Genomic DNA, 26,269 nt, shown 5'->3' with positions numbered 1-26,269 from the left:
TGAGACGCAAGATCGCATGACAAAAAAAAGAGAGCCATATCGGCTCTCTTTTTTCATTTACTATGACTATTCGTTTTCACGGGAGTGACGATTTTTTCACTTACTGTGACTCCCTACACCTGAGCTGACTGATCAAACGTCAATATTCCCCGCCTGCAACGCATTCGATTCAATAAACGCCCGACGCGGCTCCACATCATCGCCCATCAAGGTCATGAAGATCTGATCCGCAGCAATCGCATCCTCGATCTGCACCTTCAGCAAACGGCGCACGGTCGGATCCATGGTGGTTTCCCACAGCTGCTCAGGATTCATCTCACCAAGACCTTTGTAACGCTGCTTGTTCACGCCGCGCTCGGCCTCATCACGCAGCCACGACATGGCCTGGCGGAATTCGGTGATGACCGATTCCTTGCGCTTCTCGCCCTGGCCGCGCGCCACGATGGCGCCCTTGCCGATGAGTCCCTTGAAGGTCTCGGCCGCCGTCGACAGCTGCTGGTAATCCGGCCCGCTCACGAAGTCCGCATCGATCACCGTCGCCTTGATGTTGCCATGCTGGCGGCGATGGATATGCAGCGCCACCTTCTCGCTATGCTCATCCACGCGCGCCTGCACGTCGATGTTGATGTCGTTGATGGCCTTCTTCAGTTCTTCCGCAGTGGCGGTGGCCTGCTCGATGTTGTCCATCTTCAGGGCCACGCCGCCGGTCATGATGGCGTTCAGCGCCGATTCATCGATGGCGCGCGACAGGCGCATGATGATCGCGTTGGCCGTGTTGTACTGGCGTGCCAGTTCCACCAGCGCCTCGCCGCTGATCGGCGCAGCACCTTCAGAAGGCTTGATCTCGGCATCGTTCAGGGCGATCTGCATCATGTACTGCGCTTCCTCGAAGTCGTCCTTCAGGTAGCGCTCGTCCTTGCCCGCCTTGACCTTGTACAGCGGCGGCTGGGCGATGTAGATGTGGCCGCGTTCGACCAGCGCCGGCATCTGGCGATAGAAGAGCGTCAGCAGCAGCGTGCGGATGTGGGCGCCGTCAACGTCCGCATCGGTCATGATGATGATGCGGTGGTAACGCAGCTTGTCCGGATTGAATTCGTCAGCACCGATGCTGGTGCCCAGGGTGGCGATGAGCGTCGTGATCTGCTCGGAAGAAAGCATCTTCTCGAAGCGCGCCTTCTCCACGTTCAGCACCTTGCCGCGCAGCGGCAGGATCGCCTGGAACTTGCGATCACGCCCTTGCTTGGCCGAGCCGCCTGCGGAGTCACCCTCGACGATGTACAGCTCGCACAGGGCCGGGTCGCGTTCCTGGCAATCAGCCAGCTTGGAAGACAAACCCAAACCATCCATCACACCCTTGCGGCGCGTCAGTTCGCGTGCCTTGCGCGCAGCCTCGCGGGCGCGCGCGGCTTCGACGATCTTGCCGCAGATGATCTTGGCATCGTTCGGCTTCTCGGCCAGGAAGTCGGTCAGGGTCTTGGCGACGATTTCTTCCACCGGGCCGCGCACTTCGCTGGAGACCAGCTTGTCCTTGGTCTGCGAGCTGAACTTCGGTTCCGGTACCTTCACCGACAGCACGCAGGTCAGGCCTTCGCGCATGTCGTCGCCGGAGATCTCGACCTTGGCCTTCTTGGCAAGATCGTTTTCTTCGATGTACTTGTTGATGACGCGGGTCATGGCCGCACGCAAGCCGGTCAGGTGAGTACCGCCGTCACGCTGCGGGATGTTGTTGGTGAAGCAGAGCACCTGCTCGTTGAAGGCATCGTTCCATTGCATCGACACGTCCACCGACACCAGCGTGCCCTGGTCGGATTGCTTCTCGCCGGTAGCCTGGAAGATGGTCGGGTTGAGGATGCTCTTGTTCTTGTTGATGTATTCCACGAAGCCGCGCGTGCCGCCTTCGAAGGCGAAGTCCTCTTCCTTGCCGGTACGCTGGTCGGTCAGCTTGATATGAACGCCATTGTTCAGGAAGGACAGTTCACGGATACGCTTGGCCAGGATCTCGTAGTGGAATTCGACGTGGGTGAAGATTTCTTCGTCGGCCCAGAAATGGACTTCGGTGCCGCGCTTGTCGGATTCACCCACGACCTTGATCGGCGACACCTGCACGCCATCCACCATCTCCAGTTCGCGGTTCTGCACGATGCCCTTGGCGAATTCCATCGCGTGGACCCGGCCGTCGCGGCGGATGGTCAGCTTCAGCTTCTTCGACAGGGCATTCACGCAGGACACGCCCACGCCGTGCAGGCCGCCGGAGACCTTGTAAGAGTTTTGGTCGAACTTGCCGCCGGCGTGCAGTTCGGTCATCACGATTTCGGCCGCCGAGCGCTTGGGTTCGTGCTTGTCGTCCATCTTGAGGCCCGTGGGGATGCCGCGGCCGTTGTCGGTGATCGAGATGGAGTTGTCGGCGTGGATGGTGACGTGAATCTCGCTGCAATAGCCGGCCAGGGCTTCGTCGATCGAGTTGTCCAGCACTTCGAACACCAGGTGGTGCAGGCCGGTGCCGTCAGAGGTGTCGCCAATGTACATGCCGGGACGCTTGCGCACCGCCTCCAGGCCTTCCAGGATCTGGATGGAAGAAGCGCCATAGCTTTGTTGCGCGGAATTGGTGTTGTCTGCGGGGCTGGAGGACATGGTTACCTTCTGAAAATGCTAGCCAAACGACTAGGGAGCTGCAAAAAACGGAATTCTGGGGATGAATCTTTGGAATTCTTAAAAGCAACCGAGGGGCCGTCTGGGACGGCCCCTCGTGCGCGTGGAGCGGGTTTGCTCAGATCCGCATCGGCATGACGACGTACTTGAAGTCGGCGTTGTCAGGGATGGTGATCAGGGCCGACGAGTTGGCATCGCCCAGGGCGATGTTGACGTAGTCGTTCTTGAGGTTGTTGAGCACGTCCAGCAGATAGCTGACGTTGAAACCGATGTCGACGGTGTCGCCGCCGTAGTCGATTTCCAGTTCTTCGACCGCTTCTTCCTGGTCGGCATTGGTGGAGCTGATCTTCAGGCTGCCAGGGGCGATCACCCAGCGTACGCCCTTGAACTTGTCGCTGGTCATGATGGCCGCGCGTTGCAGCGAGCGCAGCAGCTGGTCGCGGCTGATGGTGAAGCTGTTCTTGTAGCCCTTGGGCACCACGCGGGTGTAGTCGGGGAACTTGCCTTCGACCAGCTTGGAAATCAGCTCGATGTCGGCAAAGGTCAGCTTGACCTGGTTGTTGGCGATCTGCAGCTGGACTTCGTCATCGCTGTCGTCGAGCAGGCGTTGCAGCTCGATGATGGTCTTGCGCGGGATGATGACTTCCTGGCGCGGGAAGTCCTGCTCGGTCTCGACCTGGCAGAAGGCCAGGCGGTGGCCGTCGGTGGCGACCGCAATGACGTTCTTGCCTTCCACCACCAGCAGCAGCCCGTTCAGGTAGTAACGGATGTCCTGCTGGGCCATGGCGAAGTGAACCATGTTGAACAGGTGCTTCAGGGTCTTCTGCGGCAGGTTGACTTGGGCGTTGTAGTGCTCGGCTTGAGCGACCGTCGGGAATTCTTCGGCGGCCAGGGTCTGCAGGGCGAAGCGGGACTTGCCCGATTGCACGGTCAGACGCTTGTTGGAGAGGGAGACCGACACTTCGCCGGAATCCGGCAGGGCGCGCAGGATGTCGAGCAGCTTGCGGGCCGCGACCGTGGTGGCCGTGGACTCGCTACCCGAACCGACGTCGGCGTGCGTGGTGATCTGCACTTCGATGTCGGTGGACAGGAAAGACACCTTCTCGCCGTCCTTGCGAATGAGAATATTGGCCAGAATCGGCAATGTGTGCCGACGCTCGACAATACCACTCACGATCTGCAGAGGACGCAGGAGCGTGTCTCGTTGGGTTTTAACCAATTGCATAGTCAGTTTGTCCTTGCTAATAGTGGTTTAAAGGGCGCCGTTGGCCGGCGTTCAGTCATGCCCATGTCGCGCGTGTTCCTCCTCTGGTGAAAAACAGCTGCTGCCTGCAGTGCAACCTGCCCGCGCACTGCTGAACTCACTTCCCGAAATACGCAACGCTCCTGCTAGTGCATGACCGGCCGCTGCCGGTCCGATACCCGTTCCCGAAGAGCTGGTGATACAGCGACCCGGCATTGTCCATCTGCGCCTGACAAACCCGGGCAGCCAGAACCACTTGGCTATACGTTTGGAACATTTGAATACTTTTGCCGGAACTTCCCGGGGTTTTATTCGATGTTTCCGTGATACTTCGCGGATTTCCTGCTCCATGGCCGGCCCTTGCGTCCGCCTGCGAAGTAACGCCTTCCATTGTACCAATCATCCCCTCTTCAGAGTAGTGCGGCAGGGGGCAGGCGAGGGCGTTGGAAGGGAAAAAAGGATGGGCAACAGGCCGTGTTGTCTTTTCTTTCATATGCCGCCGAAGGCGGCTTTTTGCAATTATCCACAGGCGATTTTGGTGAAATTCATCATCGTTTTGCCGCGCTGCCCTGTGGAAAAGAAATGCCGCCCGGTTCACGCTGGAAGCGGGCGGCATGTCGATTTATCCACAGGCGTTTTCGCGCCTGTGCGGTGGCAAGCGGATCAACCCTTCAGGGTCTGTTCCAGCACGTGCAGCTCGTGATTGCATTCCGGGCTCTTGGCGCGGTCGGCGGCGATCTTGCGCACCGCGTGCAGCACCGTGGTGTGGTCGCGCCCGCCGAAGAGGTCGCCGATTTCCGGCAGGCTCTTCTGGGTCAGCTCCTTGGCCAGGTACATGGCAATCTGGCGCGGCCGGGCGATGTTGGCCGGGCGCTTCTTGGAATACATGTCCGCGACCTTGATGTTGAAGAAATCGGCCACGGTCTTCTGGATGTTTTCCACCGAGATCTGGCGGTTCTGCACCGAGAGCAGGTCTTTCAGGGCTTCCTTGACCACGTCGATGGTGATGTCCTTGCCGTGGAAGCGGGAGTAGGCCAGGATCTTGCGCAGCGCGCCTTCGAGCTCGCGCACGTTGGAACGCAGGTGCTTGGCCACGAAGAAGGCGACGTCGTCGGACAGCACCACGTCTTCTGCGGAAGCTTTCTTCATCAAAATCGCCACCCGCATCTCCAGCTCGGGCGGCTCGATGGCTACCGTCAGGCCGGAGTCGAAGCGGGAGATCAGGCGGTCATCCATGCCGCTGATTTCCTTGGGATAGGTATCACTGGTGATGATGATCTGCTTCTTGGCCGCGATCAGGGCTTCGAAGGCGTAGAAGAATTCTTCCTGAGTGCGGCTCTTGCCGCCGAAGAATTGAATATCGTCGATCAGCAGCAGGTCCAGCGAGTGGTAATAACGCTTGAAGTCGTCAAAGCCCTTGCGCTGGTAGGCCGTCACCACGTCACGCACGTATTGCTCGGCGTGGATGTAGCGGATCTTGGCGCCCGGGTTATCCACAAGCACCTGGTTGCCGATGGCATGGATGATGTGGGTTTTACCCAGACCCACGCCGCCGTACAGGAACAGCGGGTTGTAGGACGTGCCAGGGTTGTTGGCCACCTGGGTCGCGGCCGCGCGCGCCAGCTGGTTGGCCTTACCGGTCACCAGGTTGTCGAAGGTCAGCACCGGGTTGATGCGCGACTGTTCCTGGCGCGGGGCAACCGCGCGCACCGGCTGGGCCGGTTCCGGATCCAGGTGCAGCTGCTCGTGGTTGGGCAAACCCAGGCCGCTGGCGCCACCGCCATTGGCTTGCGCATTGGCGGCCGGGCGGCGGCCCTGGTTGCCGCGCGGGTCCAGCACGAACTGCACTTCGGTGGGCGCGTCCCAGAACTCGCAGGCCAGCGCAGTGATGCGGTTGGCGAACTGCGTCTTGACCCAGTCCAGCTTGAAGCGGTTGGGCGCGGCGATGCGCAGCAGCCCGTCCTCGAAGTCGAGCGGGACCAGCGGCTTGATCCAGGCGCTGTATTGCTGAGGCGTCAGCTCCTGCTCAAGTTTGTGGGAGCAGGCCTGCCAGAAGTTTTCCATGAAGCTTTCTTGTCGGATGATTGCGGCGCCCGACTGCCGCATCCAAAGGACGGGCCTGTGGACGAAGTCGTCCGGGCGCGAAACGAGGGACGCATTTTACTCCGGTAAACTTAAGTTATCCACAGGCGAACCGTCAAAAAACCCTGAAAAGCTTCATCTATCCACAGGCTGCGCAGCAGCCATCTTCGTGACGTTCACGCAAAGGCGCTTGAGGGGCGGGTGATAGGGGGACAGAGTAGCCCGCTTGTGGACAAGACAAGCTCATCCTTGGGGACGATGTTTTTTGTAACAGCCTGTGCAAAACCGGAAATCGGGACGGATCCTGTCCCCGATTTCCCCTGTGGGCAATATGAACTGAAGGAAAAAACCGGCTGTGGATAAAACAAAAAGGCCGGCCTCAGTCGACCACGGCACCATCGACAAAGACCTTCATTTCACCAGTCTGATATTGGGTCCAGACTTCATTGTCGGTCAGCGGCTGGGTGACGATCACGGCCACCCGGTCATTGGTGGTGGTGACTTCGGAAAAGTCGACCGAAAGATCCTCGTCCGACAGCTTGGCCTTGGCAAAGGGATGCTGGCGGACGATGTAATAGAGATTCGTGGAGCAGTGGGTATAAAGCGCCGAGCCATCCGAGAGCAGCATGTTGAAGGTGCCATGGCTGGCGATGCCGTCGACGATCTCGCGCAGCGCCACGCGCAGGTCGGCCAGCAAGGGCAGGGTGTCACCGAAGCGCTTGCGCATCTCCTGCAGGATGAAGCAGAAGGCCAGTTCACTATCGGTGGTACCGACCGGCCGGAAAGGCCCGTCCAGCGTGGGGGTGAAGCTTTTCAGGTCACCATTGTGGGCAAACACCCAATAGCGGCCCCAGAGCTCGCGCACGAAGGGATGGCAGTTGGCCAGCGTGACGCGGCCTTGCGTGGCCTTGCGGATATGGGCGATGACGTGCTGCGACTTGATCGGATAGCGCTTGATCAGCTCGGCCACCGGCGACTCCACGGCGGCCTGGTGATCCACGAAGGTGCGCACCCCGGAGCCCTCGAAGAAGGCGATCCCCCAGCCATCGCGATGATGATCGGTCAGCCCGCCACGGGTGGCAAAGCCGGTGAAGCTGAAGACGATATCGGTGGGGGTGTTGCAGTTCATTCCGAGAAGCTGGCACATGATGTCTTGCGGTGAGGCTGTGATGATAGTCAGATGAACAAGTTATCACGATTGCCGCCGGCCATGACGCGGGCTGTGGACAAAAAAAAGCCCCGCGAGCTTGCGCTGGCGGGGCTAATCCTTCCTAAAGAGGGAGGAGGAGACACAGTACGACCTACAAAACTCTACTACACGACCAGAAGCCGGTGGGCCTCGAACTATGGTCAGGCGGGGACTGGATCAGTCACGCGCGGCCATGTTGCGCAGTTCGGCGGCAAAACTCGGTTGGGACAGGCTGTATTCATTGGCCATGCGGTTCAGCATCATCTTGCCGCTGAACTTGTGCGCCAGGATGCGTTGCTCCAGCGACTTGCGCGGCTTGACCAGCAGCACGGCGGCTTGTGCCAGTCCCAGGATCAGCGGCTTGAACACCATCACCAAGGTCACCAGTGCCCCCAGACCCAGCGCCGGACGGACATAAGCCGCGATCAAACCAAAGAAGGACTGCGCGAAGGGCAGGGCTGCTTCTGCGGGAAAGGCCAGGTTCAGGAAGGACATGATATTTCTACCTCTGATAATCAGGCCGCGACACGACTGCGCGGCGTTCAAGTTCACTGTTGTTGCGTCGCAGTATGATGGTTCGGACCCTGTATGACTACTTTAGAGTTCTCATATCAGTTATAGCGTTTGTGAATAAAGGGCTTTCAGCATGCAAAACTCTTCATATCGCCCTGGAACCCGCGTCAAGCGCGAGACAAGCCGGTCAGGGGCCGCCGATGCAGTCGCTCCGACACACCTTTCTTGACGGAACCGATGCGGATTTACAACGCCGTTTGACGCCAAGCCCGAGGGCGCTGAATATCTGACATGGGGAAATCGGGCAAAACGCTCACATCCGGCCATCCGGACATGAAGCCTGCAAAGGCAGGAAGCCCTCCGGACGGGGCTCGTAGCCGACCCACAAAAAAAAAACCCCACAGGCTGAGCCTGCGGGGTTAATCCTTCCTAAAGAGGGAGGAGGAGACAACGGATCGGTGTCCTGACGCGTTGATCGAATCAGCGTCAACATAAGCGCCGTACGCGCCGGGAACTACCGAAATCCTTCACTACCGGCATCGGCCGCTCGGGGCTGATGCCAAGGTCACGCAGAAGTCATGCGCGACCGATAAAACTTGAATCTGGTGAAGCAGAAACCTTCGATTAGCCGCGCGAAGCGATGAAGCGCAGTTCAGCAGCCAGGTTCGGCTGGGTGGCTTCGAACTTGTCGGCCATGCGGTTCAGCTGGCGGGCACCGGTAGCGCGATCCTGTTCGGCGGCGACCAGAGCAACGGCTTGCAGCTCGTGGGCCTTGACGAAGTGGATGAAAATGTTGCGCATGACGGCGGCGAACTTGCTCTTGAAGGTGCTGTTGGTGCTTTGTGCGATGATTGCCATGATTCGATCCTTGACGTTGTGTGTTATGTTGCATTGCAGTGTAGTGAACTCACATTTGTTTGCCCACTTTCCGTTTCGGATATCAGTTATATAATCTGTGAATAATCTTTCTGCCGGCGATCACCGGCGTCCATACTGCCTCTCCTTACCGCCGCAAAGGCCCGCCCTATGAGCTTTCTCACCCTGGACCTGAACCTGTTGCGCGTATTCGACGCCGTCATGACCGAGCAGAACCTCACGCGCGCCGCCAATTTGCTGGCCATGACGCAGCCGGCTGTCTCCAATGCGCTACGCCGCCTGCGCGACACCCTCAACGATGACCTGGTGATCCGCACCGCCCACGGCGTCAAGCCCACGCCGCGCGCCGAAGAACTGTGGCCGACCGTGCGCCGGGCGCTGTCCGAGCTGGAAGCGGTGATTGCGCCGGAAAGCTTCGACATCTCGCGTGCCCAGAACACCTTCCGCATGGCCATGGTGGATGCCACGGCCGCGCTGTGGCTGCCTTCGCTGGTGCGCACCATCATGCGCGACGCTCCGCGCATCAAGATCCGCATGATGCCGCTGACCACCCGCGATCCGCGCGCCATGCTGCTGCGCGGGGACATCGACCTGGCCGTGGGCTTCTTCCCCGGCGTGACCGCGCAGCTGGCCGATGGCCAGGGCATGGCCAAGAGCCAGATCAGCCATGCGCGGCTCTACACCGGCCAGTACGTCTGCGTGATGCACAAGAACCATCCGCTGGCCGGCCAGCCGCTGACGCTGGATAGCTACTGCAGCGCTGATCACCTGCTGGTGAGCCTGTCCGGCAAACCCCATGCCGTCATCGATGATGTGCTGGCGGGCATGAACCGCGAGCGCAAGATCCTGCTGACGGTGAACCAGTTCTTCACGGCCGGGCGGATCGTGGCCAGCTCCGAGCTCATCACCGTGCTGCCGCGCCACCTGGTGGCGGCCACCGGCATGGCCGAAGCGCTGGTGGTGAAGGAATTGCCCTTCCAGACGCCGGAGGAGCACGTCGACATGCTCTGGCATGAACGCGACGCCCGCAATCCTGCCCACAAGTGGCTGCGTGCGCACTTGTCTGCAACAACCCATGACGAATTCGGTCGTATCAACATGAAGCGCTGATGTAGCGCGTGCGGACAACGGCTTTCCCGAACTGACTCATCCACAGGCGTCCCGGAGACAGGCGCCTGGAAAACCGCCCTCCGCGCGCATCGGCGCCTGTTGATAACCCCAACCAGGGAAGCCGACCCGATGCCGCGCCTGACCAGAATCCTCCTTTGGCTGCTTGCCAGCCTCGTCCTCGTGATCGCCGCCGCGGTCATTTTCATTCTTACCTTCGACTGGAACCGGGCCAAGCCCTGGATCAATACCCGCGTCTCGGCCGCCACCGGGCGCGAGTTCGCCATCGACGGCAATCTCTCCCTGCACTGGCAACGACCTGAGCCGACCACGCCGCCGGCCGGCTTCTGGGCGCGCTGGGTGCCGTGGCCGCGCTTGCAGGCGGAGAATCTGCGCCTGGGCAATCCGGCAGCGTTCGCGTCCTCAGGCCAGATGGCGACAGTGCGACAAGTCACTTTCACGCTCAATCCCTTGCCGCTGCTTGTGCACAAGATTTCCCTGCCGTCGCTGGAAGTGCAGGATCCTTCAGTTTCTCTGCTGCGCAACCGCGAGGCTGTGAACAACTGGACTTTCAAGACCGATAGCAGCACTCCATCGGCCTGGCAGCTGCAACTGGGCCGCATCAGCCTGCGCCAAGGCAAGCTGGCCCTCAACGACGCTGTGCAAAAGATCAACATCAAGGCCGACATCGACACCCTCGATCCCGACAAGGAAAAGGTCTATGGCTTGGGCTGGAAGCTGAGCGGCAGTTTCAACGGCGCGCCGGTTGCAGGTGAAGGCAAGGCCGGCGGCGTGCTGTCATTGCAGGACCAGCAGCAACCGTATCCGCTGCAGGCCCAGGTGAAGGTCGGCAAGACCGCCATCGGCGTGCGCGGCACCCTGACCAAGCCGGCCGAACTGGCCGCGCTGGACCTGCGGCTGTCGATTGCCGGGGCCAGCATGGGCAATCTCTATCCCCTGACCGGCGTGCTGCTGCCGGAAACGCCGCCCTTCGCCACCGAGGGCCGCCTGATCGGCAAGATCTCCCCGGATCGCAGCGAGTGGCATTACCAGGACTTCAGCGGCAAGGTCGGCGACAGCGATCTCAACGGCAGCCTGGACTACCTGACCGGGGGCGCACGCCCGCAACTGACCGGGGCGCTGACCTCCAACGTGCTGCGCTTTGATGATCTGGCGCCGCTGATCGGTGCCGACTCCAATGCGGAGAAAGCCCAGCGTGGTGCCGAGGAGCGCCAGCCCGGCGACAAGGTGTTGCCGGTCAAGACCTTCAGTACCGATGCCTGGGGCGCACTGGATGCGGATGTGCGCTTCACCGGCAAAAGCATCACGCGCCAGCAGGGACTGCCCATCAGCGACCTGCAGGCGCATCTGATCCTCAAGGACAAGGTGCTGACGCTCGATCCCCTCAATTTCGGCGTGGCCGGCGGTAACCTGACCTCCACCATCCGGCTGGATGGGCAGGCGGCACGCATGAAGTCCGAGATGAAGCTTTCTGCACGCAAGCTGAAGATCCAGAAACTCTATCCCCAGCTCGATGCCTCCCGTACCAGCTTCGGCGAGATCAACGGCGATGCGAAGCTGAGCGCGACGGGCAATTCTGTCGCCGCCATGCTGGGCTCGGCCAATGGCGAAGTGAAGACCTTGGTCAACCAGGGTGCGATCAGCAAATTCCTGCTGGAAGCGGCGGGCCTGAACGTGGGCAACGTGGTCATCAGCAAGCTGTTTGGCGACAAGGAGGTCAGGCTCAATTGCCTGGCCGGCGACTTGCCGGTGCGCGATGGCGTCATGAATGTGAAGACCCTGCTGCTGGACACCGAAGACGCCCTGATCGTGGTCGATGGCAGCATCGACATGAAGCACGAACAGCTGGACCTGAACGTGCATCCACGCAGCAAGGGCTTGCGCATCATCTCGCTGCGCTCGCCGCTGTACGTGAAGGGCAGCTTCAAGAATCCGGATGTCGGCGTGAACAAGGGTGTGCTGGCACTGCGCGCTGGCGGTGCGGTGGCGCTCGGCCTGCTGGCACCCGTAACGGCCATCCTGCCCCTCATCAATATCGATGGTGATCAGAAGGCCGAATGTGGCCAGCTGCTGGAGGAAGTGAAGAAGGCGCCGCAGGCCCCGCCACCGGGAAAATCCCTGCCGTTGAAGTCAACGCCTAAAAAATAGGCAGCCTAAAAACACCATGAAAAAAGCCGGCGGGCCAGGGGATAACTTTCCTGGCCCGCTGGCTTTTTATGTGATTTCGGATGAGTCGCGATGCACCTTGGCTGCTGTCGGCTTTTTTCACCTGTGGGCAAATTTCCCGAAATCCCCCTTCCTGCCCCCTGTTTCCCCCATGCCAAGGACTTAAATCGGGGTCGAATTGCCTGAAATCGGTGACATCCCGAAATTCCCTGCCTTCACGACGCGAATCCGTCAATTTCCGCTCAGCCTGTGGATAAAGTTCTGAATAACTTTTTCATCGTTTGGGGAAAAGTCAAAAAGTTATCCAAAGGCGGATTTTTATCCAAGATCGGTTATGACTTCATACAGACCTTGCCCAAGGCGTTGTCCTTTTCGTAAACAGCTGATTTTTCACACGTAAACAAGGTTATCCACAACGCAAGACTGACGTTAACCATCACTACTAATTTTATAAACAACTTAGATTTAAAGCCTAAGCGCGCGAGCTTTCGCGCGCGACGCGGCTTGGTTTGCAAGCCATCAGGACCGCTACCGGCTGTGGGCAAAACAAAGGTGTTCGTGGATGAAGGCGCTTGTCGACCAGGAAAAGCTTGCTGTGCAGGTGTTTTTACAGCTGATCGTCGGCAACGGCATTGAATGACGCCCTGGGCGACGCAGTCAGAGAGAACGCAGGGTGCAGAGCGCTGTGGAAAAGAAATCCTGCCAGCGGCCTCCGCGCCGCCTAGGGCGGCTTTTTTTATCCACAGGGAGAGGTGATCGGGGTTTGTCGGCTAAAAATCGACCGGTTCCGGGGACCGCTGTGGATAAAACATCAAGCCTTCAGGTCGACGGCGGCTGGAACGTCGAGCACCAGGTCACTTCGGGCCTCGGCCACGCAAGGCAGGATCCAGCCTTCGGCCTTTTCTTCTCGCGTCAGGCCGGGCCATTCGATCTGATAAGCGATCTCGCCTGTGAACAATTTGCACATGCAAGTCCGGCAAGTGCCATTCCGGCAGGAATTCGGCAGCCGGATGCCGGCGCGCAAGCCTGATTGCAACACCGAGAGTCCGGCGACTTGTTCAAATTGCAAACCCGAAGGCTGAATTGCGATCAGGAAAGGTTTTTTGGAGTCCATGCCGTAATTTTGTGGGGTTTGGAGACCACCTGTGGATAAGTCTCTGCATATCCGCTGGGCGTTTTGGGTATATCTCGCCGATTTATCCACGGCCGAATTTTTGTCCAGAATCTGTGCCTCGATAATGCAGAAGCTTACCAAGCGTTTATCAGAAAGCTAAAGTCTTGATTTTTTTCGTGTAAACCGAGTTATCCACAGTTCTTGGCGACGTTAACAACTACTACTACTTATATATATCCACATCTGAATTAAAGAACCGAAAGCGCGTGCGCAGTGGACATCTTTCCAAAAAATTGGCTTTCAACCCCAAAAACCGCTTCAAAAGCCCTTGGCAAGCTCCTGATACGGATGAAAAGTCCTTTAGGTTCGGCAGGAAGAAGGAGATTTCCGAAAGATATTGCTTTAATGCAACCCATTGAGATGTCAATACAGCAACTTTCTAGTCGCGCTCAGTTCTGCCAGACTTGTTGCAGCAGTTGGAAAACCGCCTTGATCGCTGCTTCATGTTGTCTTTTTTCTAATGCAATGAAGCTGAGTTCAGTCGACAGTTCGACAGCATCTGCAATGACCAAGCCATGCGCGTGAGCCTGGTTGAGCGCGATCGATTCGCGCGCCAAGGACAATCCCACCCCCGATTTCACCAGATCCAGCATCGATGATTCCTGGTCAACCAAGGCTACAGTCTGTGGTTTTATCTGATGTTGAGCGAAGATCTTGCTTAATAGACGATGATGCGCGGATTCTGGCGGCGTCCAGATCCACGGCAGCCGCGCCAGTTCCTTCCATCCCTTGCCCGAGACGCGGTTCTTCCAGCCCGCGGGCGCGATGACGTTGTAGCTGAACGAGGTCAGCGTCATCGCATGAAAACCTTTGCCGGGGTCGCCCAGGAAGAATCCCACATCCAGATGGCCAGCCCGGATTTCATTGAGGACCGATCCTGACATGTGATGCGCCAGCTGAGTCGACAATTGCGGATGGCGCTCGACCAGCAACTTCAGGAAAGCGCCGAGCCGGATGAACTCCGGATCCAGGATCGTGCCGATGGCCAATGTCCCGGACACGATATTTTCACTCGATCGCAAGTCGGTCGCGTGCCGCCGTAAAGCCTGAACATCGGACAGGACGCGCTCGGCCAGCGGCAACAATGTGTTGCCCTCGGCGGTGAGGACCATGCCGGATGCACTCCGATTGAACAATCCGATGCCAAGACTTTCCTGCAAGGCCTTGATCTGCAGGCTCACTGCGGGTTGGGTGAGATGCAGTTTTTCAGCGGCCCGGGTCAGGTTGCCCTCATGGGCGACTGTGATAAATGCGCGTAACTGGGTCAGATCCATCGTCTTCTCCCGCAATTGATCCTTCTTCTTCACGATCCTGGGTGTGGATAAACCCGTGGATATCCCTGTGACCAGGCTGTGAGGATCTTGTGGGTAGCGTGTGTACAAGAAAGTCCAGATTATAAGCAATCTTTATATTGCTCTTGATAATTCCTCATTGGATGTCCGGCGGGTGGGCGACTATTCTTGCTCATCCATGCCATGGGTCCGTCGGGGTGACGGACTGGCCAGATTGCAGGAGGGAGCAGGAGACAGCGCCTTCCACCTTCATTGAAAACACCAAAGGAAACCTTATGAGCCTCCCGCACATCGATCACTTCATCAATGGCCAGATTTCCCGCTCCGAGAGCGGCCGCAGCCAGGATGTCTTCAATCCGGCCACCGGTGCTGCCACCGCCAAGGTCTCGCTGGCCTCGGTGCAGGAAGTCAATGCGGCCGTGGCAGCCGCCAGTGCGGCGGCACCGGCCTGGGCCGAGACGGCTCCCTTGAAGCGGGCGCGGGTGCTGTTCAAGTTCAAGGAGCTGATCGAGCAGAACCACGATGCGCTGGCCAAGGCCATCACGCTGGAGCACGGCAAGGTGTTTTCGGATGCGAAAGGGGAGGTCACGCGTGGCCTGGAGATCGTCGAATTCGCCACTGGCATCCCGCAACTGCTCAAGACCCAGTTCACCGACAACATCGGCGGCGGCATCGACAACTGGAACCTGCGCCAGCCGCTGGGTGTGACTGCCGGTATCACGCCGTTCAACTTCCCTGTGATGGTGCCGCTGTGGATGGCGCCGATCGCCATTGCGACCGGCAACAGCTTCGTGTTGAAGCCCTCCGAGCGCGATCCTTCACCTTCGCTGATGCTGGCTGAACTGTTCAAGCGCGCCGGCCTGCCGGATGGCGTCTTCAACGTGGTCCAGGGCGACAAGGTGGCCGTGGACGCGCTGCTGGAACATCCGGAGGTGCAGGCAGTGTCCTTCGTCGGCTCCACCCCGATTGCCGAATACATCTACCGCAAGGCCACCGAGCGTGCCGGTACCTTCCCGCTGCGCGCCCAGGCACTGGGCGGTGCCAAGAACCACCTGGTGGTCATGCCCGACGCCAACCTGGAGCAGGCCGTCGATGCCCTGATCGGTGCGGCCTATGGGTCGGCCGGCGAGCGCTGCATGGCGATCTCGGTGGCGGTGGCCGTGGGCAGCGTGGCCGACAAGCTGGTGGACGCACTGATCCCGCGCGTGAAGGCGCTCAAGGTCAAGAACGGCATGGAGGATGACGCCGAGATGGGCCCGCTGGTCACCGCCGCCCACAAGGCCAAGGTGGAGGGTTACATCCAGAGCGGCGTGGATGCCGGTGCCAAGCTGCTGGTCGATGGCCGCGGCCTGAAGGTGCCGGGCCATGAGGAAGGATTCTTCATCGGCGGCACGCTCTTCGACAATGTCACGACCGAGATGAAGATCTACCAGGAAGAAATCTTCGGTCCGGTACTGTGCGTGGTGCGCGTGCCGGACTTCGCGTCGGCTGTGCAACTGATCAACGCGCATGAGTACGGCAATGGCGTCTCGCTCTTTACGGCCGACGGCAATACCGCGCATGAATTCTCGCGCCGCATCCAGGTCGGCATGGTGGGCATCAACGTGCCCATCCCGGTGCCGATGGCCTGGCATTCCTTCGGCGGCTGGAAGCGTTCGCTCTTCGGCGATACCCATGCCTATGGCGAAGAGGGCATCCGCTTCTATACGCGCTACAAGTCCATCATGCAGCGCTGGTCGGCCACCATCGGCAAGGGGGCGGAGTTCACCATGCCGGTGGCGAAGTAAGCAGGGCGCCGGCCGCCTCTTGCCGTGACAGGGGGCGGCGGCAGACGACAAGATCACAAGAACAAGCCAGCGGAGACACCATGCAATCGGCAGGGCAATACGACTACATCATCATTGGTGCCGGCACCGCCGGCTGCGTCATGGCCAACCGGCTTTCGCGCCAGACCGGCAAGAAGGTGCTGCTGCTGGAAGCGGGGGCCAAGGACGACTACATCTGGATTCACATCCCGGTCGGCTATCTCTACTGCATCAACAATCCACGCACTGACTGGATGTTCCGCACCGAGGCCGATCCGGGCCTCAATGGCCGCAGCCTGATCTACCCGCGCGGCAAGGTGCTGGGCGGCTGCTCTTCCATCAACGGCATGATCTACATGCGTGGCCAGGCGCGTGATTACGATCACTGGGCCGAAGTCACGGGTGACGACAGCTGGCGCTGGCAGAACGTCCTTCCACTGTTCAAGAAGAGCGAGGACTATCACCTCGGTGCCAGCCAGTTCCACGGTGCTGGCGGTGAATGGCGCGTGGAGAAGCAGCGCCTGCGCTGGGACATCCTCGATGCCTTCCGCGATGCGGCCGCCGAGAATGGCATCCCCAAGGTCGAGGACTTCAACTGCGGCGATAACGAGGGCTCTGGCTACTTCGACGTCAACCAGAAGCGCGGCGTGCGCTGGAACGCTTCCAAGGCCTTCCTGCGGCCTGCCATGAAGGATGGCAACCTCACCATCATGACCGGCTCCCACGTGAGCCGCCTGCGCATGGAGCAGGGCGAGCAGGGGCCGGTGTGTACCGGTGTCGAATTCACCGGCGGGGGCAGTGCCTGGTTTGCCGAAGCGAAGGAGACCATCCTCTGTGCCGGTGCCATCGGTTCGCCGCACATTCTGCAGATGTCGGGCATCGCTGATCCGGTCCTGTTGCAGCAGCACCAGATCCCGGTGGTGCATGCGCTGCCGGGCGTGGGCGAGAACCTGCAGGATCACCTGCAGATGCGCATGGTCTTCAAGGTCGATGGTGCCAGGACCCTCAACGCCATGGCGTCCACTCTGGTCGGCAAGATGAAGATCGGACTGGAATACCTGCTCCTGCAAAGCGGCCCGATGTCGATGGCGCCCTCGCAGCTGGGTGCCTTTGCCAAGTCCGATGCGCAGCAGGCCAGCGCCAACTTGCAGTATCACGTGCAGCCGCTGTCGCTGGAAAAATTCGGGGATCCTCTTCACGCCTTCCCGGCCTTCACCGCCAGCGTATGCAACCTGCGTCCGACTTCGCGCGGCCATGTACGCCTGGGCTCGACCGATCACGCATTGGCCCCGCGCATCACCACCAACTATCTCTCTACCGAAGAAGACCTCAAGGTCGCCGCCAACGCTCTGCGCCTGACTCGCCGCATCGCGGCCTCACCCGCACTCTCGCGTTATCGCCCGGAGGAATACAAGCCCGGCACGCAGTATGAAAGTGAAGCCGATTTGTATCGCGCCGCCGGTGAAGTGGGCACCACCATCTTCCATCCGGTCGGTACCTGCCGCATGGGTCGCAGTGATGATGCAATGGCCGTGGTCGATGCCCAATGCCGGGTGCGTGGCGTGTCAGGATTGAGTGTGGCCGATGCCTCCGTGATGCCCTCCATCACCTCCGGCAACACCAATTCCCCGACTGTCATGATCGCCGAGAAAGTCGCGTCCAGCCTGCTTTCCCGGGCATAAGACGGCAATTCCCAGCCGCTGGACCATACGGTACTTATACGTATTGTATGAATGGTACGAACCGGCTACTATGCGCCAAATATTAAAACTAGCTTCTCGATTCGCCAGGTAAACAAAGCGGTTCCTGAATCCAAAAGATTCAGTGTTCTGCAGCAGGCAGGCCTTGACGACCGGATCCACCGGCGCGGGCATCAAAGGGAAAGAAGAGACCATGACAGACGTCATTCTGGAGACAAGAAACCTGACGAAGGAATTCAAGGGTTTCACGGCAGTAAGCGCGGTCAACCTGCAAATTGAGCGCGGTCACATTCATGCCTTGATCGGCCCCAATGGTGCCGGCAAGACGACTTGCTTCAACCTCTTGACCAAGTTCCTGGTCCCGACCTCGGGCCAGATCCTGTTCAACGGCAAAGACATCACCATGGATGCGCCTGCGCAGATCGCGCGCCAGGGCATCATTCGTTCCTTCCAGATTTCTGCTGTTTTCCCGCACATGAGCGTGCTGGAAAACGTGCGCATCGGCCTGCAGCGCAAGCTCGGTACGTCCTTCCATTTCTGGAAGAACGGCGAGAGCCTGAAGCAGCTCGACGAGCGCGCCATGCAGCTGCTGGAAGAAGTGGACCTGACCAGTTTTGCCCGCACCACCACGGTGGACCTCCCGTACGGCCGCAAGCGCGCCCTGGAGATCGCCACCACCCTGGCCATGGAGCCGGAACTGATGCTGCTGGACGAACCGACCCAGGGCATGGGCCACGAAGACGTGGACCGTGTCACCGCCCTGATCAAGAAGGTCTCGGCCGGCCGCACCATCCTGATGGTGGAGCACAACATGAGCGTGATCTCCGGCATCTGCGACCGCATCAGCGTGCTGCAACGCGGCGCGCTGCTGGCCGAAGGCAGCTATGAAGAAGTCTCGCGCAATCCGCAGGTGATGGAAGCCTACATGGGCAGCACCTCGGCCGAACTGCAAGGGGCTCACTGATGAGTACCGCCACCATGAATGCTGCTGCCATGACGACGTCTTCTTCTTCCGTGCCGCTGGTGCTGCAGATCAGCGATCTGCAATCCTGGTACGGCGAATCGCACATCCTGCACAACGTCAACCTGAACGTCCACCAGGGCGAAGTGGTGACGCTGCTGGGCCGCAACGGCGCCGGCCGCACCACCACGCTGCGTTCCATCATGGGCCTGGTCGGTACCCGCAAGGGCTCGATCAAGATCAACGGCCAGGAAACCATCAACCTGGCCACCCACAAGATCGCCCACTACGGCGTGGGGTACTGCCCGGAAGAGCGGGGCATCTTCTCCTCGCTTTCGGCCGAAGAAAACCTGATGCTGCCGCCCTTCGTCTCCAAGACCGACAAGGGCATGTCCATCGACGAGATCTATGAGATGTTCCCCAACCTGAAGGAACGTCGCAACAGCCAGGGCACGCGCCTGTCAGGTGGTGAACAGCAGATGCTGGCCGTGGCCCGCATCCTGCGCACCGGTGCCCGCCTGCTGCTGCTCGACGAGATCTCCGAAGGCCTGGCGCCGGTCATCGTGCAGGCCCTGGCCCGCATGATCACCACGCTCAAGGCCAAGGGCTACACCATCGTCATGGTCGAGCAGAACTTCCGCTTCGCCGCGCCGCTGGCGGATCGCTTCTATGTGATGGAACACGGCCAGATCGTCGAATCCTTCGCTTCCTCCCAGCTGGAGGCGAAGATGCAGACCTTGAACGAACTGCTCGGCGTTTAAGCACCGCGTCCCGGCAACGCTGCGCTGCCGGGACGCCCTCCAGATTTTTCCGGTATCACCAGCTTCACGACTAAGAAGTACTGCCAACAAGTACGTCCGCGGGGTGAGCGATCCTCTCCCCGTTCCACCAAGTTGTCTCGCATCGAAATCATCAAGCGGGCTTCATAACAGAGGAGATGAAAATGAAACTCAAGGCAATGGCACTGGCCGTTACCGCAGCAGCTGCGGCATTCGCGACCGCGCCGGCTTCGGCACAGATCTCGGGGGATGTGATCAAGATCGGTTTCATTACCGATATCTCGGGCGTGTATTCGGACATCGACGGCCAGGGTGGCGCGGAAGCCATCAAGATGGCCATCGCCGACATGGGCGGTTCCATCAACGGCAAGAAGATCGAACTGGTCGTGGCCGACCACCAGAACAAGGCCGACGTGGCCGCCAGCAAGGCCCGTGAATGGTTCGACCAGCAGGGCGTGGATGTGCTGATCGGTGGCACCAACTCCGGCACCGCCCTGGCCAGCGCCAAGGTTGCAGCCGAAAAGAAGAAGGTGTATTTCTCGGTCGGTGCCGGCACGGCCCGCCTGACCAATGAAGAGTGCTCGCCCTACACCGTGCACTACGCCTACGACACCGTGGCCCTGGCCAAGGGCACTGGTTCGGCGGTGGTGAAGCAGGGTGGCAAGAGCTGGTTCTTCCTGACTGCTGACTATGCCTTCGGCCACTCGCTGGAAGCCGATACCGCCAACGTCGTGAAGGCCTCCGGCGGCACCGTGGTGGGTGCGGTCAAGCACCCGCTGGGCGCTTCCGACTTCTCCTCCTTCCTGCTGCAGGCACAGAGCTCCAAGGCTCAGATCATCGGCCTGGCCAACGCCGGTGGCGACTTCATCAACTCGGTGAAGGCCGCCAACGAGTTTGGCATCACCAAGACGGCCAAGCTGGCGGGTCTGCTGGTGTTCATCAACGACGTGCACTCGCTGACCCTGAAGAACACCGAAGGCCTGTACCTGACCGACAGCTGGTACTGGGATGCCAACGAGGAAACCCGTGCCTTCGCCAAGCGCTACTTCGCCGTGCGCAAGAAAATGCCGTCTTCCTTGCAGGCCGGCGATTACTCGGCCGCGCTGCAGTACCTGAAGATCGTCAAGGAAATCGGTACCGATGATTCCGACAAGGTCATGGCTGCGCTGCGCAAGGCCAAGTTCAACGACCTGTACCAGAAGAACGGCTACCTGCGCGCTGACGGCCGCGTGGTGCACGACATGTACCTGTACCAGGTGAAGGCCCAGGCGGATTCGAAGTACCCGTGGGACTACTACAAGCTGGTGCAGACCATTCCGGCAGAGCAGGCGTGGACCACCAAGGCCGAATCCAAGTGCGCGGCCTGGAAGTGATCCTTTCGCATCGAGCTGCATGCATCAAGCAGTAAGGCCATCGCACAGCCAGCAAAATCTGTCATTTCTGTTCACGCGGGGATGGCAGATTTTTGCTGTAAGCGGTGGCGTTCTTCACCCATCTGGATGAACGGGTTTTTATGGAACTATTCGGCATACCCCTGCAAGCCTTGTTGAGCCAGCTGCTGCTGGGCCTGGTCAACGGCTCCTTCTACGCCATGCTCTCGCTGGGCCTGGCGGTGATCTTCGGCTTGCTCAACGTGATCAACTTCGCGCACGGCACGCTCTACATGCTGGGCGCTTTCCTGGCCTGGATGGGCCTGACCTATCTGGGACTCAATTACTGGGTCATGCTCATCGTGGCGCCGATCCTGGTGGGCCTGTTCGGCATCGTGATCGAGAAGACCATGCTGCGCTGGCTCTACAAGCTGGACCACCTCTACGGGCTGCTGCTGACTTTCGGCATCACGCTCATGATCGAGGGCATCTTCCGCTCCATCTATGGCGTCTCGGGCCAGCCGTATTCGGTGCCTGACCTGCTGCAGGGCGCGACCAACCTCGGCTTCATGGTGCTGCCCAACTATCGCGCCTGGGTCGTGGTGGCCTCGCTGGTGATCTGCTTTGCCACCTGGTTCGTGATCGAGAAGACGCGCCTGGGTGCCTACCTGCGCGCCGGTACCGAGAACCCCAAGCTGGTGGAAGCCTTCGGCATCAACGTGCCCCTGATGGTGACCCTGACCTACGGCTTCGGCGTGGCCCTGGCGGCCTTCGCCGGCGTGCTGGCCGCGCCCGTGATCCAGGTCTCGCCGCTGATGGGCTCCAACCTGATCATTACCGTCTTTGCGGTGGTGGTCATCGGCGGCATGGGCTCCATCCTAGGTTCGATCATCACCGGGCTGGTGCTGGGGCTGATCGAAGGCCTGACCCGGGTGTTCTATCCGGAACTGTCGGCCACCGTGGTCTTCATCATCATGGCCATCGTCCTGATGGTCCGTCCGGCCGGCCTGTTCGGCAAAGAGAAATAATCGGAGACCGGCATGAACAAGAAAATCGGAATTGCTGTTTTACTAATATTGTTGTTGGCGGCACCGTTCGGCATCTACCCGGTGTTCCTGATGAAGATGCTGTGCTTCGCGCTGTTCGCCTGCGCTTTCAACCTGCTGATCGGCTACACCGGCCTGTTGTCCTTCGGCCATGCGGCTTTCCTCGGCTGGGCCGGCTACCTGTGCGGCCAGTCGCTGAAGGTGTGGGGTTTGCCGACCGAACTGGGCCTGATCATCGGTACCCTGACCGGTGCCTTGATCGGCCTGGTGATGGGACTGTTGGCGATTCGCCGCCAGGGTATCTACTTCACCATGATCACGCTGGCGCTGGCGCAGATGCTGTTCTTCGTGGCCTTGCAGGCACCGTTCACCGGTGGCGAGGATGGCTTGCAGGGCGTGCCGCGCGGCAAGCTGCTGGGCGTGATCGACCTGGGCAGCGACATGACCCTGTACTACGTCGTGCTGGCGATCGCGGTGGCAGGCTTTGCGCTGATCGTGCGGACCATCCATTCCCCGTTTGGCCAGGTGCTCAAGGCCATCAAGGAGAACGAACCGCGTGCCATCTCGCTGGGCTATGACGTGGCGCGCTACAAGCTGCTGGCCTTCGTGCTGTCGGCCGGCTTGTCGGGTCTGGCGGGTGCCACCAAGACGCTGGTGCTGGGCTTCGAAACCCTGACTGACGTGCACTGGAGCATGTCCGGCCTGGTGGTCTTGATGACCCTGGTCGGTGGCCTGGGTACCATTGTCGGTCCCATCGTCGGCGCGATCATCATCATCATGCTGGAGAACAAGCTCGGGGATATCGGTGCCTGGCTGGCCAATGTCACCAGCATCGACTGGTTCAATACCTTGGGAGATTCGGTGACGATTGTGACCGGCTTCATCTTCATCGTCTGCGTGCTGGCGTTCCGAAAAGGCATCGTGGGCGAGATCCTGGCCTTGGCCGGGAAGGGGCAAGCCAAGGGATCGCACTAGTTTTTAGCTGAAGCCTAAAACTTCATCTGCCGCCGGCAAGTCACCTGAGGGTGATTTCCCGGCGGTAATTTTTTGTCTTCATGACGGGCCAGCCAGAACAGCAGGGATGTGTTCCGCAACAGTGCCCAAAGCGTCATCTCTGTGGCTGATGCCGGGCGGGGCAGGGCGGTAGAATGTGACCCGGCTTCCCCCTTGTTCATTTCACCGTCCATTCATTTCCCCTCGTCCCATGCTCATCCCTGTTTCATCCCTTGCCGATGCTTCCGCGCGTTTCTTCACCTCGTCAGCGGAGGGCAAGTGATGCTGGACTATGTGGTGTTGTGCAGCGCCGCCTTCGTGGCCGGCTTGATCGATGCGGTGGTGGGAGGAGGTGGGCTAGTGCTGGTGCCGACCTTGTTCTCAGTATTTCCCAATACTGCCCCGGCGACCTTGCTGGGGACGAACAAGGTCGCGGGAGTGATGGGTACGAGTGCGGCGGCCATCAACTTTGCGCGCAAGGTTGCCGTGAGGTGGAGTACCGTGACCCCGGCTGCGATGGCGGCTTTCGCGTTTTCCTTCTTCGGGGCCTATGTCGTCACCCATATCCCGACCGAGCTGATTCGCAAGGCGTTGCCCTTCGTCCTGATCGCAGTTGCCCTCTACACCTTGAAGAAGAAGGACTTCGGTACCACCCATGCGCCCACGCTGACCGGCACCCGGGAAATCGTGTACGCCGCGCTGATCGGTGGGGCAGTGGGCTTCTATGATGGCGTGTTTGGTCCGGGTACGGGCAGCTTCCTGGTGTTCCTGTTCGTGCGGGTATTCAGCTATGACTTCCTCTCGGCATCGGCGGTCTCCAAGTTCGTCAACATTGCGACCAACCTGGCAGCCTTGTGCTGGTTCGGGTATAGCGGACACGTCATCTGGCAATTGGGCTTGCTGATGGCGGTGTTCAACATCGGGGGCTCCCTGGTGGGTACACGACTGGCCATGAAACATGGCAGCGTCTTTGTGCGCAAGTTGTTCCTGGTCGTGGTGGGAGCATTGATCTTGAAGTCGGGTTACGACGCCTTCCTCAAATAGCGAAAAACTTCACCGAGTGTTTCACGTGAAACATCCGACCCCCGACCCAAACGACGGAGCGCGATGCTCCGTTTTTTCATTCATATTCCTGCTTCAGCCACAAAATCCAGCCCGCTGTTTCACGTGAAACAATCCCCATCGATGTTTCATTGATCAGCCAAGACTATCGAATCGGTCGGCCGATAGTGTCTGGCAGGGCAGGGAAGTGCGGTAAACCAACAGCTACGGACCCTGCCTCCGACCCCGCCAGATAAAAGGTCTTATAATCTCGCCTCTGTTCTCACCTCTACGCGAGGCCCGCATCATGCTATTCCCCACACAATTTGACGTCATCGTCGTTGGCGGCGGTCACGCCGGCACCGAAGCTGCACTGGCCGCAGCACGCATGGGCCAGAAAACCCTGCTCCTGACGCACAACATCGAAACCCTGGGCCAGATGTCCTGCAATCCCTCCATCGGCGGGATCGGCAAGGGCCACCTGGTCAAGGAAGTCGATGCCATGGGTGGGGCGATGGCAATTGCCACCGACGAGGCGGGCATCCAGTTCCGCATCCTGAATTCCTCCAAGGGTCCGGCCGTGCGCGCTACCCGCGCCCAGGCCGACCGTATCCTGTACAAGGCGGCGATCCGCTCGCGCCTGGAAAACCAGCCTAACTTGTGGCTGTTCCAGCAGGCCGTGGATGACCTGATGCTGGAAGGCGACCGCGTCGTCGGCGCCATCACCCAGGCCGGTATCCGTTTTGCCGGCCGTGCCGTGGTGCTGACCGCCGGGACTTTCCTGGACGGGAAGATCCACGTTGGCCTGAACAATTATTCCGGCGGCCGTGCCGGTGATCCGCCAGCGGTCTCGCTGTCGGCGCGCCTGAAGGAATTGAAGCTGCCGCAGGGCCGCTTGAAGACCGGCACCCCGCCGCGCATCGATGGCCGCAGCATCAACCTGGCGATCCTGGAAGAGCAGCCGGGCGATCTCGATCCGGTACCGGTGTTCTCCGTCATGGGCAATGCCGCCATGCACCCGCGCCAGATGCCGTGCTGGATCACCCATACCAACAGCCGCACCCACGACATCATCCGTGGCGGGCTGGATCGCAGCCCCATGTACACCGGCGTCATCGAAGGCGTGGGCCCGCGTTACTGCCCCTCCATCGAAGACAAGATCCATCGCTTCGCCAGCAAGGATTCGCACCAGATCTACCTGGAACCCGAGGGCCTGACCACCCACGAGTTCTACCCCAATGGCATCTCCACCAGCCTGCCATTCGACGTGCAGCTGGAACTGGTGCGCTCGATGAAGGGCATGGAAAACGCCCACATCCTGCGTCCCGGCTATGCCATCGAATATGACTATTACGATCCGCGCGGCCTGAAGTCCTCGCTGGAAACCCGCCAGGTCCAGGGCCTGTTCTTCGCCGGCCAGATCAACGGCACCACCGGATATGAAGAAGCGGCCGCCCAGGGCATGCTGGCCGGCATCAACGCCGCCCTGCAGACCCAGGGCCGTGAAGCCTGGACCCCGCGCCGCGATGAAGCCTACCTCGGCGTGCTGGTCGACGACCTGGTCACCCAGGGCGTGCAGGAGCCGTACCGCATGTTCACCAGCCGTGCCGAGTATCGTCTTTCGCTGCGCGAAGACAATGCCGACCTGCGTCTGACCGAAATCGGCCGCGAACTCGGCTGCGTCGGCGATGCACAATGGGAAGCCTTCGAGCGCAAGCGCGAAGCCGTTTCACGTGAAATGGAGCGCCTGAAGTCGACCTGGGTGAACCCGCGCATCCTGGCCGCGGCTGAAGCCGAGCGCGTGCTGGGCAAGGCCATCGAGCGCGAATACAACCTGCTGGACCTGCTGCGCCGTCCCAACGTGACTTATGACAGCCTCATGGGCCTGACCGGCACCGAAGGCCAGGCGCTGGCCGGCCCCGGCATCGAAGAGGGCCCGGTGCGTGAACAGGTCGAGATCCAGGTCAAGTACGCCGGTTACATCGCGCGCCAGGCCAACGAGATCAGCCGCCAGGATCACAATGAAAACCTGAAGCTGCCGGCCGACCTCGACTACATGGACGTCAAGGCACTCTCCATCGAAGTCCGCCAGAAGCTCAACAAGCATCGCCCGGAAACCCTGGGCCAGGCTTCCCGCATCTCCGGCGTGACCCCGGCGGCGCTGTCGCTGTTGCTGGTGCACCTGAAGAAGGGTGGCCTGAAACAGGCTACTGGCGCTGACAACCAGGCGGCGTGAAGAAAAATACCGGACACCCGTCCCGA

20 protein-coding genes are annotated in these 26,269 nt (G+C 60.1%); 11 read left to right on the top strand and 9 right to left on the bottom strand.

Features of this window, described 5'->3' with window-relative positions; genetic code table 11:
• Window positions 1-132 precede the first annotated feature (132 nt).
• The 7 genes from gyrB to ACWFUC_RS04865 all read right to left on the bottom strand — a co-directional run bounded on the left by gyrB (window position 133) and on the right by ACWFUC_RS04865 (window position 8,534).
• Window positions 133-2,631, bottom strand: coding sequence for a DNA topoisomerase (ATP-hydrolyzing) subunit B (gyrB, locus tag ACWFUC_RS04895; protein WP_489624254.1), 2,499 nt, complete (start codon window positions 2,629-2,631; stop codon window positions 133-135).
• Window positions 2,632-2,767: 136 nt separating this feature from the next.
• A complete protein-coding gene (dnaN, locus tag ACWFUC_RS04890; protein ID WP_039782907.1) occupies window positions 2,768-3,874 on the bottom strand; it encodes a DNA polymerase III subunit beta in 1,107 nt (368 codons plus the stop codon).
• A gap of 136 nt (window positions 3,875-4,010) precedes the next feature.
• A complete protein-coding gene (locus tag ACWFUC_RS04885) occupies window positions 4,011-4,508 on the bottom strand; it encodes a hypothetical protein (RefSeq protein WP_489637457.1) in 498 nt (165 codons plus the stop codon).
• A 47-nt stretch (window positions 4,509-4,555) separates the two neighbouring features.
• Window positions 4,556-5,956 carry a chromosomal replication initiator protein DnaA gene (gene dnaA, locus ACWFUC_RS04880; RefSeq protein WP_039782909.1) on the bottom strand — a complete coding sequence of 467 codons (1,401 nt, stop codon included), beginning with the start codon at window positions 5,954-5,956 and terminating at the stop codon, window positions 4,556-4,558.
• A gap of 397 nt (window positions 5,957-6,353) precedes the next feature.
• A complete protein-coding gene (locus tag ACWFUC_RS04875; RefSeq protein ID WP_489624252.1) occupies window positions 6,354-7,121 on the bottom strand; it encodes a class II glutamine amidotransferase in 768 nt (255 codons plus the stop codon).
• 219 nt (window positions 7,122-7,340) lie between these two features.
• Window positions 7,341-7,658, bottom strand: coding sequence for a hypothetical protein (locus ACWFUC_RS04870; RefSeq protein ID WP_034330301.1), 318 nt, complete (start codon window positions 7,656-7,658; stop codon window positions 7,341-7,343).
• Between the two features lie 642 nt (window positions 7,659-8,300).
• Complete coding sequence (locus tag ACWFUC_RS04865) at window positions 8,301-8,534, bottom strand: hypothetical protein (RefSeq protein ID WP_489637456.1); 234 nt, start codon at window positions 8,532-8,534, stop codon at window positions 8,301-8,303.
• Window positions 8,535-8,702: 168 nt separating this feature from the next.
• Here ACWFUC_RS04865 and ACWFUC_RS04860 point away from each other — a divergent pair, with 168 nt between their 5' ends.
• Together ACWFUC_RS04860 and ACWFUC_RS04855 are read left to right on the top strand one after the other, a co-directional pair.
• A complete protein-coding gene (locus ACWFUC_RS04860; protein ID WP_034330421.1) occupies window positions 8,703-9,662 on the top strand; it encodes a LysR family transcriptional regulator in 960 nt (319 codons plus the stop codon).
• 129 nt (window positions 9,663-9,791) lie between these two features.
• Entirely contained in the window at window positions 9,792-11,828 is a 2,037-nt protein-coding gene (locus ACWFUC_RS04855) for an AsmA family protein (protein ID WP_489624250.1), read from the top strand.
• Between the two features lie 829 nt (window positions 11,829-12,657).
• On the opposite strand, the gene ACWFUC_RS04850 is transcribed toward ACWFUC_RS04855, so the two are convergent.
• Window positions 12,658-12,960: a 2Fe-2S iron-sulfur cluster-binding protein gene (locus ACWFUC_RS04850; protein WP_252697489.1), complete on the bottom strand. Its 303-nt coding sequence runs from the start codon at window positions 12,958-12,960 to the stop codon at window positions 12,658-12,660.
• Window positions 12,961-13,409: 449 nt separating this feature from the next.
• A complete protein-coding gene (locus ACWFUC_RS04845) occupies window positions 13,410-14,294 on the bottom strand; it encodes a LysR family transcriptional regulator (RefSeq protein ID WP_489624249.1) in 885 nt (294 codons plus the stop codon).
• Between the two features lie 293 nt (window positions 14,295-14,587).
• On the opposite strand from ACWFUC_RS04845, the gene ACWFUC_RS04840 reads away from it, so the two are divergent.
• The 9 genes from ACWFUC_RS04840 to mnmG all read left to right on the top strand — a co-directional run bounded on the left by ACWFUC_RS04840 (window position 14,588) and on the right by mnmG (window position 26,243).
• On the top strand, window positions 14,588-16,099 hold the full coding sequence (locus tag ACWFUC_RS04840) for a CoA-acylating methylmalonate-semialdehyde dehydrogenase (RefSeq protein ID WP_121037399.1): 1,512 nt from the start codon (window positions 14,588-14,590) through the stop codon (window positions 16,097-16,099).
• A gap of 80 nt (window positions 16,100-16,179) precedes the next feature.
• Window positions 16,180-17,799: a GMC family oxidoreductase gene (locus tag ACWFUC_RS04835; RefSeq protein WP_209569980.1), complete on the top strand. Its 1,620-nt coding sequence runs from the start codon at window positions 16,180-16,182 to the stop codon at window positions 17,797-17,799.
• A 211-nt stretch (window positions 17,800-18,010) separates the two neighbouring features.
• Window positions 18,011-18,781: an ABC transporter ATP-binding protein gene (locus ACWFUC_RS04830; protein WP_034335283.1), complete on the top strand. Its 771-nt coding sequence runs from the start codon at window positions 18,011-18,013 to the stop codon at window positions 18,779-18,781.
• 29 nt (window positions 18,782-18,810) lie between these two features.
• Window positions 18,811-19,539, top strand: a complete 729-nt coding sequence (locus tag ACWFUC_RS04825; protein WP_489637620.1) for an ABC transporter ATP-binding protein — start codon at window positions 18,811-18,813, stop codon at window positions 19,537-19,539.
• 182 nt (window positions 19,540-19,721) lie between these two features.
• Window positions 19,722-20,930: an ABC transporter substrate-binding protein gene (locus ACWFUC_RS04820; protein ID WP_489624248.1), complete on the top strand. Its 1,209-nt coding sequence runs from the start codon at window positions 19,722-19,724 to the stop codon at window positions 20,928-20,930.
• A 140-nt stretch (window positions 20,931-21,070) separates the two neighbouring features.
• Complete coding sequence (locus tag ACWFUC_RS04815; RefSeq protein ID WP_034335261.1) at window positions 21,071-21,955, top strand: branched-chain amino acid ABC transporter permease; 885 nt, start codon at window positions 21,071-21,073, stop codon at window positions 21,953-21,955.
• Between the two features lie 12 nt (window positions 21,956-21,967).
• Complete coding sequence (locus ACWFUC_RS04810; protein ID WP_288067865.1) at window positions 21,968-22,948, top strand: branched-chain amino acid ABC transporter permease; 981 nt, start codon at window positions 21,968-21,970, stop codon at window positions 22,946-22,948.
• A gap of 300 nt (window positions 22,949-23,248) precedes the next feature.
• Window positions 23,249-24,010, top strand: a complete 762-nt coding sequence (locus ACWFUC_RS04805) for a sulfite exporter TauE/SafE family protein (protein WP_088756954.1) — start codon at window positions 23,249-23,251, stop codon at window positions 24,008-24,010.
• Between the two features lie 304 nt (window positions 24,011-24,314).
• Window positions 24,315-26,243 carry a tRNA uridine-5-carboxymethylaminomethyl(34) synthesis enzyme MnmG gene (mnmG, locus tag ACWFUC_RS04800; protein WP_489624247.1) on the top strand — a complete coding sequence of 643 codons (1,929 nt, stop codon included), beginning with the start codon at window positions 24,315-24,317 and terminating at the stop codon, window positions 26,241-26,243.
• The last annotated feature ends 26 nt before the right edge of the window (window positions 26,244-26,269 follow it).

The organism is Herbaspirillum sp. Her4 (assembly GCF_057961335.1).
The sequence above is the reverse complement of the archived record's forward strand: the minus strand, read 5'-3'. Positions and strand labels throughout refer to the sequence as shown.